Source organism: Microcoleus sp. PH2017_08_TRC_O_A (assembly GCF_020738665.1).
Taxonomy (GTDB): Bacteria; Cyanobacteriota; Cyanobacteriia; order Cyanobacteriales; family Microcoleaceae; genus Microcoleus.
In genome coordinates this window covers 1-13,295 of record NZ_JAEQCE010000123.1, presented here as the reverse complement: position 1 = coordinate 13,295, position 13,295 = coordinate 1, and the positions used below count along the sequence as shown (strand labels likewise).

Genomic DNA, 13,295 nt, shown 5'->3' with positions numbered 1-13,295 from the left:
GTAGACTGACATTCCGGGCATTGCATAATATTCCTTTTAAATGTGTGTGATTTGTGACGCTCCGACGACCATTTCATCATACCCTAGTTCAGCAACGCCCAATCTCTTAGTCCGCCTTCGCGGACTTCGTTTGACAAGCAGCGATTTCAATCCCCAAATCATACAGGGGGTACCTTCACCAAAAACGCCACACACTCAACATGAGAAGTCTGAGGAAAGAAATCCGCAGGCTGCACCCGCGCTAACTGATAATCCCCATTTTCGCACAAAATCTTCAAGTCGCGAGCCAAAGTCGCAGGTTTGCAGCTAACATAAACAATCCGATTTGGTTTGATTTCCTTGATTGTTTCCAACACAGCGCGATCGCACCCTTTCCTCGGCGGATCGAGCAACACAATATCCGGTGTCAATCCCAAGGAAGGCAGCAAATCCTCTACAGTTCCCACTTGAAAATCGACATTTTTCAAATCATTTAATTCAGCATTTAATCTGGCTTGCTCGATCGCAGTAGGTTGCACTTCTAAACCGATCGCTATTTTGACTTGTTTTGCCAGCGGTAAAGTAAAAGTCCCAATTCCGCAGTAAGCGTCAACCAAAACCTCGCTTCCGTGCAAATTCAACTCCCCGACAATCACCTGCAACAAGGCCTCAGCAGCCTCTGTGTTTACCTGGAAGAAAGTATCTGCCCTTAGCTGAAAATTCAAACCCGCAAACTTTTCTCGCAGATAAGACTGGCCAGCAATGCAGCGAGTTTCTGCACCAAATATCACATTTGTTTGAGCTGCATTCACATTTAAACAAACACCTACAAGTTGAGGATATTGTTTCAGCCACTCAGCAGCTTGTGCTTCAATTCCCGGCAACTCTCCGGTGCGAACTATTAAAGTTAGCAACATTTCTCCCGTGCGCCGTCCGATTCGCAAGGACAAATGACGCAATTCTCCTGTATGTTGCTTTTCGTCATAGACTGGCCAATCCCGCCAGTGAATGTCTTCTTTGACTTCTTTCAACAAAGGATTGAGGCGCGGATCTTGCACCGGACACTGATTTAGATTGACTAATTTGTGGGTGCTTTTTTGATAGTAACCTGCTTGCACTTGACCAGTCGCAGAAATTGCTACCGGATAAGTCGCTTTGTTGCGGTATCCCAAAAATTGGGGAAATCCTTCGATTTTTCCCGTTAAGATTTGATCGACTTGCACATCGTTAAATCCGCCAATTCTTTCTAAGGCTTGAATTATTTGATTTTGCTTGGCTGCAAGCTGATATTCATAATCTACGTGCTGCCACTGACAGCCACCGCATTTGTCGGCGACAATGCAGTTGGCTCGGATGCGGTGTTCTGATGCTTCCAGAAGTGTGTCCAACTTGCCTTTAGCATAGCTGGATTTGACTTGCACGAGGCGCACGAGGATGCGATCGCCCGTGACGGTATCGGGGACAAACACCACTAACTCACCAAAACGACCAACTCCGTCTCCGGTGTCTGCCAAGTCGGTAATCTCTATCTCAATCAGTTGACCTTGCTGGCAAGGGTTTGCCACTTTCGTCGAGTTTCGGGTGGGGAATTTAGATTTGGTCACAAGTAGTCGTGGTAGGATTTAATATGGTAATGCAATATCGCTCTCTCTTGTTTGAGATGAGTCGTAGCGAAGCGAGGCGCAAGCCATCGCACTCAAGCTCAAGTGCAGGCAGTCTTCCTGCTTCCGAACCCCTTTCTGCTACAGCCAAAGCTTGCGTTAGACAACATTGTCCTCGATCGAGCCTGTGCGATATGCTATTGGGGCTTGATGGGCCAAAACTCGTGAAACAGTCTAAATGTCTGCCGACATCCAAACTCTCGATCGCAGTTTTTGAATTTTTCCCAGAGTACCTTGGGACACAAGGAAACTAGCTTAGCTAGACAGGCGAGAATCCCCAGCCCATAATCTTTGATTTGGGTTGGGATGAAAGACGCGCGAGGATATGAGCGACCCTCCAAGCGATGTTGAGCGTAGCCAACCAGTAATGGAGGGTGGCGACGAGACGAGCAAGCACTCCGCAGTAATAATTGCGGTAAAATACTCATAGCTTAGATCAAAGAATAACAATCTGGGTCTAAGTCAAAAGTTTTGATGTGACAAGTGGGGCGGGACGTGTTCCTCACTATAAAACGCCGTAGAGGGAAACGATTGGAGTACCTTGAAGGAAGATCTTGATATCCTTGACCGGACTCAGATGCCTACAACATACCGCTTGCGGTTCGTGTAGGAGCGTCACTCACTAAGCATAACGCTTGCGGAGGTTGACCGCCTGCTTCTAAGATCGATTAATGTTAGCAGCAAGGTAAGTCGCCGAAGCAAGAATCTCATCTTTAACAGATGAGAATGTCAATGAATCTTTTCCTCAAATATCCTCAAATTTTGAATAACAATGAGCGTAGTTAGCCAATTTATTCTCCAAGCCGATGACGAACTTCGTTATCCCAGTACCGGCGAACTCCAAAGCATCAATGATTTTTTTAAGACGGGAGAACAGCGGGTGCGTATTGCTACTGCGTTGTCTGACAGTGAGAAAAAAATTGTTGAAGAAGCTAGCAAAAAACTTTGGAAAAAACGCCCTGATTTTATCTCCCCAGGGGGCAATGCTTACGGCCAGCGCGAACGGGCTTTGTGTCTGCGCGATTACGGCTGGTATTTGCGCCTGATTACCTACGGTATCTTGGCCGGTGACAAGGAACCGATCGAAAGCATCGGTTTGATTGGCGTTCGGGAAATGTACAATTCTCTGGGCGTTCCTGTTCCTGGCATGGTTGAAGCTATTCGCTGTTTGAAGGAAGCTTCTTTGGCTTTGCTCAATCAGGATGATGCTAGGGAAGCTGCTCCTTATTTTGATTATATCGCTCAAGCAATGTCTTAGTTGAAGAGGCGATTTTTTTCATGGATGTGGCGGAACATTCGCGGGTGATTTTTGGGGTAATTTTATCTCGCCATTGCTCGCAAATGTTTCGCTTCTGTTGACAGTTGACAGTTGACAGAATCGAAGGCAATGGTTTGAGCAATTAACAGCTTCCTCATAGTTGGGCGCAGTTACTCTAGTTAGGAAATATGCTAAGTTTCTGTTAGGAAGCAATGCAGTTTGCGCTTTCCCAGATTTCGAGAATGTCTTGTCTTTCAATGCACATTTCAATTAAAAAGTCAAGGGTTTTTTGGAGATATTGTTTTTTGAATTTCCGGCTGTCGTACTGAATCGATGTTTTGAGCTGCGAGAGTTGTCCAAGTGTGGGGCAGGTTTGGATTTGATGGGCGATCGCATTTTGCCATTCTTCCAACTTGCGGTACGAGATAAATTGTCCGCCGCCTTGATGATGCACGAACACTACGTAAGCCCAGGATTCGACTCGCTTAATCAGATTTTGACTTATTTTCAGGAATTTGGCGATCGATCGGGCGGTGATACGGAGCTTTTTCGAGGGTTGGATGCGGCGAAACAGTGGTGTCATGGCTGAGTCACTCCTGAACTTGGGTGAGTTGGTGTATTCCTGTATTATATCATTCTACACGAATGCAGACAACTTGCAGTAATGTTTCTAAATGTGTCATGCTCAAATCCTGTGTGCAGCCTCGATCGAGGCCAAAGTACAGCTAGCTTAAGAGTTAAATTGGATCTTTCAAAATGCCGGGATTTCTTGACTTTAAGGCTGTCGTCGAGCAGGAAAAACTGCGCCCTGTGCGATTCACGGATACGGGACGCAATAGATTGGGCAAACTTCTGAAAGCAGCTAGAGAGATTCGCGGCTGGTCAATTATCGAAACAGAAATGGTCACAAAAGAATACGAGGCCGCTCTGTTTCGGACAGCAGGAGAGCCTGTACCAAAAGATGTCGGCATTAGTAATGCTACTGTCAGTCGCTACGAACGGGGAAAGCTAGAAAGTTTGGATTGGCGATCGCTCTCCCTGTTATGCTTTGTCCTAAAGCCGATCGACCCGGTAATAGGAGAAGCATTGGAACCCACAAACGCCCTTTATATAGCTTGCGAACATCCGCCGTACAACAATGCCAAACTCTATGACTAGATTATTTGCAATGGGGATGACTGATGGTTGTACCAAACGTTGAGGTTTAGCCGTCAAATGTCAGGACTCTCTAACAAGGCTGTGGCAGACAAAGAGCAGGAATTGCGTCCCGTTCGCTTCACGGAGACGGGGCGGATGCGTTTGGGTAAGATGTTAAAGGCTGCAAGACAGACAAAAGGTTGGTCTGTTAGCGAAACACAGTTCAAAACCAGGGGGTACGAAGAGGCGCTGTTCATCGCGACAAATCAACCCGTACCCAAAGATGTGGGTATCAGTGCAGCCACAGTCAACCGTTATGAACGCGGGAAGTTGGATAATCTAGACTGGCGATCGCTCTCCCTGTTATGCTTTGTCCTAAAGCCGATCGATCCTGTGACAAATCAACCCCTGGAACCGACAAACGCTCTCTATATCGCTTGCGAACATCCGCCTTACAACGATGCGAAGCTCTACGAGTAGGTGAATCAGCTTTTTTGGGCGGGCTCGCGTGCCCACCCCACAAGAGCAATATTGAGTAATTGTGGAATAGGCATCTTGCCTGTTCTTGGGCATAATATTGATGACTAGCTTACTGCGGGCCCTTTTGCTTCGCCAGTAAAGCCTTAGCTTGTTCCCACAAAGCGTCTAACTCTTCGGGCGGATAATCGGATAAAGGTCGATCGCACGCAGCCTCAACTTTAGCAAACCGCTGTACGAAGCGATCGTTCGTTCCCTGCAAAGCAGCCGACGCATCTAAATCGTACCAGCGAGCCAATTGAATCAACACAAACATAATATCTCCCAATTCCGACTGCTGCGCGGCCTTATCCTCGTGTTTGAGAGCGTGTTCAAATTCCGCCATTTCCTCGTGAAACTTATCCCAAACGCCGTCTACACTGTCCCAATCAAAACTCACCTCCGCAGCTTTTTGAGAGATTTTTGCAGCGGCAGTAATTGGCGGCAAAGTGCTAGCATAACGGCTCATTTTTGAGGCTAAAGTTGGTGGCTTTTCCGCAGTTATGCCCTTTTCTGCTGCTTTGATTTTTTCCCAATTTTCGTTAACTTCATCGACACTGTTAATTTCCGCATCCCCGAACACGTGGGGATGGCGCCGAATCAGTTTTTCCGTGATTCCCGCAGCGACTTCGGCGAAGGTAAATTGTTCGGATTCGCTGGCAATTTGAGCTTGCAAAATTACCTGTAATAATAAGTCGCCCAATTCTTCAACGATCGCACTTTTGTCTCCTTTACGAATCGCGTCGGCGGTTTCATAGGCTTCTTCGATGATGTGCGGAATCAGAGTTTCGGGAGTTTGGGCTAAATCCCAAGGACATCCGCCGTCGGGCGATCGCAATGAGGCCACAACTTCTATCAGGTTTTCGAGTGCTACGAGCGATCGACTGTGGGAATTAGACATTAGAATTTACCTTAAGTAGAAGGAAGAAGGAAGAAGGAAGAAGGAAGAAGGAAGAAGGAAGAAGGAAGAAGGAAGAAGGAAGAAGGAAGAAGGAAGAAGGAATACATAGACAGCCAGCTCGATCGCGAGCGATATTTTACATTTTATTAGGTGGATTTACTTGTTCACCTCTTAGATTTGCTAGACGTGCGGCGGGGAGATTTGCTTTTGCGCCTCTTAATAGTCTTCGGAGGGTGCAACCCGCTCAATCCTTTCTTTTTGAACTGTTTGTAAGCAGAACCGCCCCAATCGCTAAGATAGTGGCTCATCGCGCCCAATTCCAGACCGACGTAGATGGCTATAAATTCGATATAGTGTTCCAAGAGCGATCGACCGTAACCCAAAACCGCTTCCTGCCAATTTCCGGCTAAGTTGCCAATTTTTTCGGCGATCGTCAATCCCAAGACTCCTATAACGGCGATCCAGGTAGCGAGGTACAAGATTCGCAAAGCCGTGCCGATCAGAGGCCCGTGGGACAAAAAAGAGCGGTGGCGCAGGCTTTTTTGGTAGGGAAGCCAAATAAATTTGAACCATCCCCAGCGCTGATACTGACATGAGTAAATATCTAAATCCGGGCCAAACATCAGTCCGCCGACTAAGAAGCTGCCGGAAACGAGCAAAGTCAGGTTGCTGTTTTGAGTATGGCCAAAGGTGACGCCTGCCACCAGGGGCAAACACCATAGGGTGATTCGATCGTGCGTGCGGCCAGAGGGCATTAAAAGTTTATGATTTTTTTAGTTGATCTTTCTGGGATACTGTGATATGATAAGTCCCTGTAAGCGCAATTGGGCGATTAGCTCAGTGGTAGAGCGCCTGCTTTACACGCAGGATGCCGTAGGTTCAAATCCTACATCGCCCATATCCAATTGAAAAGCTGTTTCCACTGTTTCCAAGGGCTGGAAGTTTTAACACCTTCGCTCTGTGCCTTTGCTTGGCAACAGGCAAGATGCCTGTTCCACAAGAAGAAATTTAATGTCTTGTGGAATAGGCCGGACAGCCTGTTGTTAAAAAAACTTATTGGGAATGGTGCCAGATGTGCGATCGACCAAACTTAACATTTTGTGGCGGATGTCCCACAAGTTGACACCCAATGCTGGAAAATTAATCTATTGATTGATTTTCCTTTTTAACATCGTCAGATATATGAAGCCTAAAATAACTAGCCCGATCGCCTGGAAACAAGCTGAACTTCTCATGCAGCCGGCGATGATCCGAGTGCTAGACAACATCCGCAAACAACTAGAGGAGTCAGTCTGGACAGGAACTTATCAAGAAGTGCAGGTTCCGATTCCCGGCTATCAACTAATTTTAGAGCATCAAGGCGAGCACAGATCCGTCGATATTTGGGAACTTTGCTATCGAGTCTGCTTTGTCAACTACCAGCGGGCCCACACTCAAATGCAAAGCCAGGAAGTTGTAATTGACACTTTTTTAATTGACGAGGACACTGGCGATGTAGACTGGAATCGTCTTGATGCCAAAGCGAGTCAATTAATACAAGAAGTTTTTGCTAATTTGAGTCAGTTGACAGTTGACAGTTGACAGTTGACAGTTGTCATGGGTAGTTAGAAACCGGGTTTTTTCAGGACAAACGCGTTACAGCCAGAAGATTATGAAAAAAACCCGGTTTCTCGGCCTGTGAGTGCGATCGCAAACTCAAAACCAAGCATTAATAATTCAATACACGCTGAAAGCTTAAATCTCAAATCCTATGCTAATTCAAGAATTGCACGACATTCAAGCCGCAGCAGGCGCTACTTTTGCAGAGTTAGCAACCACAGAAACAGTCCCTATCAGTTTTGGTAACGACGGTGCCGCCATCGCAGCAACTAAACAAGGTGTGGCTTTGTGCGATCGCACTCACTGGGGACGCATTCAAATCTCCGATAGCGATCGCCTGCGGTTCTTGCACAATCAAAGTACCAATAACTTTAACATACTCAAACCCGGTCAAGGTTGCGACACCGTGTTCGTCACATCCACAGCTAGGACGATCGACCTCGCCACCGCCTATGCTACAGAAGATGCTGTAATATTGCTAGTTTCAGCCAACCGCCGCCACCAATTGCTCGAATTGCTCGATCGTTATATTTTCCCAATGGATCGCGTAGAATTAACAGATATAACCGATACAACCGTTGCTTTCAGTCTCCTCGGCCCCGAAAGCACTCAACTACTAGAAAAACTCGGAGTTACCGAACTAGACAATCAATCCTACGCTACTCACAAATCGATAAAAACCCCCCCTCTTTCGGCGGATGAAGGGGAGGTTCGAGTTGCTGTTGGTAGCGGTTTAGCAACTCCTGGATACACGTTAATTGCGCCAGCCAGCGACGCAGCCCGCTTGTGGACTGAGTTAGTTAAAGCTGGGGCCGTACCAATGGGCGATCGAATTTGGGAACAACTGAGAATCGAACAAGGACGCCCCGCACCCGATTTTGAACTCACAGACGATTACAACCCCCTAGAAGCCCGCCTTTTACACACAATTACTTATGACAAAGGCTGCTACATCGGCCAAGAAACAATTGCCCGGTTGAACACCTACCAAGGAGTCAAACAAGAACTTTGGGGCGTGCAATTGAGCGGCCCCGTTGAGCCCGGAACAGTCATCACAATTGGAGAAGAAAAAGTCGGCAAACTCACCAGTTTTGTCAAAACCGAATCCGGCTATTTTGGACTTGCTTACATCCGCACCAAAGCCGGAGGCGAAGGACTGAAAGTGCAGCTAGGAGAAATTGCCGGAGAAGTAGTAAACCTACCTTATTTAAATTAATCAGCATAGGTTCGTAGTGAGGACTTCAGTCCGCATAAATCAGAGGACTGAAGTCCTCACTACGAACCCAGAGCGCCTGTTTTAGTGGACATCAAATAATGACATATCCCTCCCTTAAAACAGCTTCACTAACCTGCGGATCCGGCTCTACAGGGTCGCTGTAATAAGTTTCAATATGTTTAATAAAACCTTCCCGATAAGCTTTCAGATATGATTCAAGTGCTTCGATATCCTGCTTTTTTGTCGCGTAATACCATTTTTTTAAAGATGTGCTAGAGATAAATAATGTAAAATCCAAGACCATCCTGTGAGAAACCAATGACATGATTCGTTAAAGATGCTAAGATTTCCTGAACTTTTACGCGGAGTTGGTCAAGATTACTAAAAACTAACTTTCGCTTAAAATTCTTTGATGTATTCCCACACTCTTTCTGTTGGATTTACTTGACAGACAATGAGGAGGCTGAAATAGTAAAATAATATTGTCTGGCAATTCAGATGTGCTTAAAAGATGACCCGGAGCATTATCGACTTGAATGATATGCAATTCATCGGGATATTCAAGCGACAATTGTTCCAAATATGCTTGAAAACAAACTTTATCTAAATGGGAAAACTCCCCAAAAAAAACTTCGTCCAGTAGATGGATATACTGCTCCGTAAAGCCAGAAACATTTAAATTTCCATTGATGTTTTCCTACGGGTTTTACACCCCGTAGTGTTATTCTTCGTCTCTGAATTGTATGTAGTCCTAATCGAGTTTCGTCACTACACCAAAACAGAAATCTTTTGTATTTCTTTACTTGGTCAGGAGCTTTATTCAGCAAGGCTTTGATTTTTTGAGACAGGCTATTTTTGAATTCATTAATTGCCGTTAAATTTTGTTCACTACTCCGGGGCCTTGGGATTTTTAATTTACTTTTTAACTACCCTTTAACCAAGGAGTATACAGCTTGATAACTACTAGGTATCTCTTTGATCGACCATAGCCAGAGATGAACTTCTTTATAACTAACTGGAAAATCCTTCGGGGTCTCTCAATTCTTGTTGTAATGCAGCAGCTACTTCAACCGATTTTTTTTTGGGTCTACCAAAAATCTGCCGATTTTTTAACAAGTTTTCTATGCCACCCTCTTTATATTGAAAGAGCCAGCGATGAATTGTGGTTTCACTTTTACCCAAAAATGACGATACTTCTCGGACTGTTTCTACTTGTCTTGACTGAAACAAATAAAGCATTTGAACTTTATTATATGCTAAAATTCTTTTTTGTTTTTTCCGAATCTCTAGCAATACTTCTATAGATTCGGTAATCTTTATATGAGGACGCCCAGACATTTTAATGTTCTCCTTTACTTGGAAGGTAACTCTAGCATAACTTTAAAAAAATGGTATTACACATTTTCAGCGCCGATCGCGAGTCAAAGTCTTTTGAGCTAAGGGTTTTAGGCTTATTCAGCAATCCCTATGTATTCTAGATAATGCCATCACTGCTAAGGTTCGCCAAAATAGGATCACGGACAACTAAAGTGAACAGATTCCTTTGGACTTCATACCAATTGCTAATTATCTTTTTAGAGCGCATCAACTCCAATTTGATAAATGCGTGAAGTGAGCAAAATATGTGAGTTTTGATCGCAGAGGTGTCTCTCACCATGAACCGACAAATTCCACATACTTGTTTTAGTCCTCTATGAAAAGTTTCAATGCCCCAATGTATATCGTGAATTGTGATAAATTCACTTCGACTTGTTTCTTGCAGCTTGGACAGTTGTGGCAGATATAAAATATAATGTCTAGAGTCTTCTTTTTTAAAGTCTTTCCTAAACAATTTTATAAATCCAAATTCTTTCAAATGAGTTATTAATCCTTCATCTGCTATCTCTAAATTACTTACCTGGCAATACTTGTGCGGCTCATTAGAGACGGTTCTGTTTTTTTAAATCCCGAATAAAAAAACAGTTTCTGGTTTCTTAGAAACTTTAAGTTTTCTACTCCTGAATACCAACTATCTCCCGTTACTATTCTTGGTTGTACTCCCGATTCTGTGATTTCCCTCACCATTTATCTAAAATAATCGTTTTTGGTTTTTCCCTCTCTTTTATCGTAAATTCTGTAATTGATTGGCACTGAATTACCATAGATGTCACTATAATATAGCGTGATTAAGTTTAATCCTCTGATCGGCTTATGGTATTTACCTGACCAAAAATAGCTAATTAATTCTGTATGTTTTGGTTCACTATACAGCTTTTATATGACTGTATCGTCAACACTTAATATACCTCCTTCTAAGTTGATAAACTTTTCTATTATCGAAAATAAATCTGACGGTTCATATCTCTCTCTCACCAAAAAGCCATTAATACTATCATGGGAAACGTCTCCCAATATCTCTGAAGTGCCTACTGCACCCCCCAAACTTGGGTTCTGAGAGTAAAAATAAGGTGTATAGCTCCTTATTGCATCGCGCTGTCGAGGTTTTAGTTATTTTTCTGATTGTCCGATACCAGGCACGTAGATGTTCCCTCTTTATCAATGCACTATTTGGTTATTTTGTCAATGCGTAAGTCCTAATTTACTGAAACATTAGCTATATTTGGTAACCTGCCATACAGATAGCTTGAGTAGTAAAAGGCTGTGGAATCGCTGTCAAATATAATGTTAAGAGTTTTAACGCTTGCGCTACTTTATATGAACTTTAAAATTGCGTCAAAACTCGTATGTGATTGCAAAGAAATAGTAAAGATATGTTTTGAGTATTGCCAACAGCCAGCAACTTAAGTTTATAGTTGTAGAGACAAATGTTTGATAGATCGTGTTCCAACTTGGTCGATCGCCAAAATAAATAGGTAAAGAAATGCTTAATAAAACTACAAGTAGGCTGAAGACAAGCAATAAGTATGAGAGCCGATAGGGTATCTCTACCATAGGGTGTCTTTCCCATCAAGTCGCTTTCAGTCTAAAAAATCTTAAAATCAAGCAGACTTTAAAAGATTCTGTCCCTCGAAAATCAGTTTAACAACTCGCTTATCAGCAACCGTATTTCTAGAATCTCAAGGAGCCAACAGTGAAAAGTGTAATTAACCCCTCAGAAGTGTTTGAAGGTGCTAGCAAAGCCGAAATAATCGATCGCATCCAACGGTTAGTTCCCCCAGGTTCCCCGGAACCCCAAGATCCTGAAATCCTAGCAGCCCTAAAAACTCTCACCGCACAGCTAATCACCGCCTATCAAGCCGACGGACAACTAGAAAGCGAACCTTTTACCGACGTGCGCGATCGTACAATTCACCTACAGGCATCCGCAGTCAACAGCAAAATCAAAGGAAAAACCATTCTCGTAACCGGGGGAGAAGGATGCGTCGGCGCTTTCTTAATCGAAAAACTCATCGAATTAGGCGCAACCAAAATCATTTCCGCAGACAAAGCCCGATGTCAAAACCCCGGAGAAACTCTCCCGCATTTTAACAAAGAAGGTGAAGTAACTTTCTATGCGGTTGACATTCGCAACTGGGAGGCACTGAAACATATATTTGAGGTAGAAAAACCAGAGATTGTTTTTCACCTAGCAGCCCAACGCCAACCCGGACTAGCTGAAATCAAAATCCGAGAAACAGTTACAACCAGCCTGTTAGGATGCAAACACGTCATCCAGCTATGCGAAGAATACGGCGTAGCAGACTGCATCTTCTCTTCCACAGGCAAAACATCTCGATACTTTACAACCGAAGTTTACGCAGCCTCCAAAAAGTTTGCCGAATGGCAATTTGCCAAAGCAGCTCAAGCAGGAAACGTCACTTACGGGATGGTTCGCTTTACTCATATGTTGGAAAATAGCTTGTTCTGCGAGCAAATGTCCAAAAAAGTAGAGCAAAGTAAAACTGTCAACGTTCATGCTCCCCACCGCTACGTCACCGCTCAAAATCTTGTCGAAGCCGTACATTTATTGCTGAACGCTCTGGTAGTCTCCGTTCCCGGAAAACTGAAAATTGTCGCAGTCAGCAATCTCGGGTGGCCGACAGAAACCTTGGAAGTTGCTCTTTATAAAATTCTTGAATCAGGCAAAAATCTGCCGATTTATTTTCAAGGACTTTTACCGGGATACGAAGAACCATTTTTCCTCGGACAGTTTGACTGGAGCAAGCCTACAGACATCCATCTGCTAATTAATGTTCTGGAAGATCCTTTTAGAATCATTGATGATGCTGGCGACATGGTAACTGTAGAATTAGCTCCTTTTTCTTTGCGCGTGTTAGATGGACAAGTGTCAAACTTGGAAAACTTAATCAACACTCCAGATTTACCGGAAGTGGAAATCAAGCACGCTCTAGTCGCAGCAGAAAAAGAAGTTATTGCTTCCTCTTTTGCATGGAGTTCCCCCCAAGAGTTGTTAAAGATTTTGCAGTGGGGAGTCAATCCCAAGAAATTGCAAGGTTACGGAACAGAAATTGGTGACTACACGGAGATTATCGAACTCCTGCTGCAAGGAATGTACGGGCGGCTCAACGAAGAAGTCTTGAAGGATGCCGGAATTACTGCTGATGAATTTGAGCAGTTAGTTGACAGTCTTTCTACGCTGGATTCTATTCAAGCAGAAGTGGGATATTTGCGATCGATATCGAGATGTGTCAGACAATCTGTACTCCCCGCACACTTCACCAAAAAAAAATCTGAACCTTCTCCTGTCCACGATGCAGCGTAATTGGAAAATAGTTTAGAGATGGCTTTGTTGATTTTAGTCGATTAAAAATAGAACATCGCAAACCCGGTTTCTTTGAAATACCGGGTTTCTTAATTCTAGGCCTATTTGAGGTTAAGTTAAGTGATTTATAGCATTTCGAGCGAAAGATGAGGTATAACTGTAAATAAAGTTTTTGAGGCGATTTCACTTACTATATAATCACTATCTGAGGGCTAAAGCCCAACAACATACCTCAGCTATCTGAGGGCTAAAGCCCAACAATATACCTCAGCTATCTGAGGGCTAAAGCCCAACAATATACCTCAGCTATCTGAGGGCTAAAGCCC

General features: G+C 44.0%; 11 protein-coding genes, 1 tRNA gene and 2 pseudogenes. 7 read left to right on the top strand and 7 right to left on the bottom strand.

Features of this window, described 5'->3' with window-relative positions:
- Positions 1-158: 158 nt before the first annotated feature.
- Positions 159-1,583: a 23S rRNA (uracil(1939)-C(5))-methyltransferase RlmD gene (gene rlmD, locus JGK22_RS30170; protein WP_293314360.1), complete on the bottom strand. Its 1,425-nt coding sequence runs from the start codon at positions 1,581-1,583 to the stop codon at positions 159-161.
- 829 nt (positions 1,584-2,412) lie between these two features.
- Between rlmD and apcD the strand changes: the two genes are divergently transcribed.
- Complete coding sequence (gene apcD / locus JGK22_RS30165; protein ID WP_293143458.1) at positions 2,413-2,898, top strand: allophycocyanin subunit alpha-B; 486 nt, start codon at positions 2,413-2,415, stop codon at positions 2,896-2,898.
- 202 nt (positions 2,899-3,100) lie between these two features.
- Here apcD and JGK22_RS30160 read toward each other — a convergent pair whose 3' ends face one another.
- Positions 3,101-3,481 (bottom strand): hypothetical protein, encoded by a 381-nt coding sequence (locus JGK22_RS30160; protein WP_293208876.1) that lies wholly within the window; start codon positions 3,479-3,481, stop codon positions 3,101-3,103.
- 173 nt (positions 3,482-3,654) lie between these two features.
- Here JGK22_RS30160 and JGK22_RS30155 point away from each other — a divergent pair, with 173 nt between their 5' ends.
- Both JGK22_RS30155 and JGK22_RS30150 read left to right on the top strand, forming a co-directional pair.
- The gene (locus JGK22_RS30155; RefSeq protein WP_293143464.1) at positions 3,655-4,056 is read left to right on the top strand and encodes a helix-turn-helix transcriptional regulator; all 402 of its coding nucleotides are present in this window, start codon (positions 3,655-3,657) and stop codon (positions 4,054-4,056) included.
- Between the two features lie 57 nt (positions 4,057-4,113).
- Positions 4,114-4,515 carry a helix-turn-helix transcriptional regulator gene (locus JGK22_RS30150; protein WP_293208878.1) on the top strand — a complete coding sequence of 134 codons (402 nt, stop codon included), beginning with the start codon at positions 4,114-4,116 and terminating at the stop codon, positions 4,513-4,515.
- 109 nt (positions 4,516-4,624) lie between these two features.
- On the opposite strand, the gene mazG is transcribed toward JGK22_RS30150, so the two are convergent.
- Positions 4,625-5,452: a nucleoside triphosphate pyrophosphohydrolase gene (gene mazG / locus JGK22_RS30145; RefSeq protein WP_293193532.1), complete on the bottom strand. Its 828-nt coding sequence runs from the start codon at positions 5,450-5,452 to the stop codon at positions 4,625-4,627.
- A 164-nt stretch (positions 5,453-5,616) separates the two neighbouring features.
- Positions 5,617-6,207 (bottom strand): metal-binding protein, encoded by a 591-nt coding sequence (locus tag JGK22_RS30140; protein WP_293143470.1) that lies wholly within the window; start codon positions 6,205-6,207, stop codon positions 5,617-5,619.
- 71 nt (positions 6,208-6,278) lie between these two features.
- Here JGK22_RS30140 and JGK22_RS30135 point away from each other — a divergent pair.
- The 3 genes from JGK22_RS30135 (at position 6,279) to JGK22_RS30125 (ending at position 8,267) form a co-directional block, all read left to right on the top strand.
- A tRNA-Val gene (locus JGK22_RS30135) sits at positions 6,279-6,350 on the top strand.
- A 284-nt stretch (positions 6,351-6,634) separates the two neighbouring features.
- On the top strand, positions 6,635-7,033 hold the full coding sequence (locus JGK22_RS30130) for a hypothetical protein (protein WP_293182232.1): 399 nt from the start codon (positions 6,635-6,637) through the stop codon (positions 7,031-7,033).
- A gap of 169 nt (positions 7,034-7,202) precedes the next feature.
- Positions 7,203-8,267 carry a folate-binding protein gene (locus JGK22_RS30125; RefSeq protein WP_293193533.1) on the top strand — a complete coding sequence of 355 codons (1,065 nt, stop codon included), beginning with the start codon at positions 7,203-7,205 and terminating at the stop codon, positions 8,265-8,267.
- 91 nt (positions 8,268-8,358) lie between these two features.
- On the opposite strand, the gene JGK22_RS30120 is transcribed toward JGK22_RS30125, so the two are convergent.
- The 3 genes and pseudogenes from JGK22_RS30120 to JGK22_RS30110 form a co-directional block, all read right to left on the bottom strand.
- The gene (locus JGK22_RS30120; protein WP_293208881.1) at positions 8,359-8,565 is read right to left on the bottom strand and encodes a hypothetical protein; all 207 of its coding nucleotides are present in this window, start codon (positions 8,563-8,565) and stop codon (positions 8,359-8,361) included.
- Positions 8,529-9,605: pseudogene (locus JGK22_RS30115) on the bottom strand (IS630 family transposase). The gene JGK22_RS30120 and the pseudogene JGK22_RS30115 overlap by 37 nt, the downstream one beginning before the upstream one ends.
- 136 nt (positions 9,606-9,741) lie before the next feature.
- Positions 9,742-10,767 (bottom strand): annotated as a pseudogene (locus JGK22_RS30110) (transposase).
- Positions 10,768-11,337: 570 nt separating this feature from the next.
- Between JGK22_RS30110 and JGK22_RS30105 the strand changes: the two are divergent.
- Positions 11,338-12,969, top strand: a complete 1,632-nt coding sequence (locus JGK22_RS30105) for a polysaccharide biosynthesis protein (RefSeq protein ID WP_293208880.1) — start codon at positions 11,338-11,340, stop codon at positions 12,967-12,969.
- Positions 12,970-13,295: the final 326 nt, after the last annotated feature.

Coding starts and splice junctions, on each gene's coding strand:
- apcD (WP_293143458.1), top strand. CDS start 2,413: ATGAGCGTAGTTAGCCAATTTATTCTCCAAGCCGATGACGAACTTCGT.
- JGK22_RS30160 (WP_293208876.1), bottom strand. CDS start 3,481: ATGACACCACTGTTTCGCCGCATCCAACCCTCGAAAAAGCTCCGTATC.
- JGK22_RS30155 (WP_293143464.1), top strand. CDS start 3,655: ATGCCGGGATTTCTTGACTTTAAGGCTGTCGTCGAGCAGGAAAAACTG.
- JGK22_RS30150 (WP_293208878.1), top strand. CDS start 4,114: ATGTCAGGACTCTCTAACAAGGCTGTGGCAGACAAAGAGCAGGAATTG.
- mazG (WP_293193532.1), bottom strand. CDS start 5,452: ATGTCTAATTCCCACAGTCGATCGCTCGTAGCACTCGAAAACCTGATA.
- JGK22_RS30140 (WP_293143470.1), bottom strand. CDS start 6,207: ATGCCCTCTGGCCGCACGCACGATCGAATCACCCTATGGTGTTTGCCC.
- JGK22_RS30130 (WP_293182232.1), top strand. CDS start 6,635: ATGAAGCCTAAAATAACTAGCCCGATCGCCTGGAAACAAGCTGAACTT.
- JGK22_RS30125 (WP_293193533.1), top strand. CDS start 7,203: ATGCTAATTCAAGAATTGCACGACATTCAAGCCGCAGCAGGCGCTACT.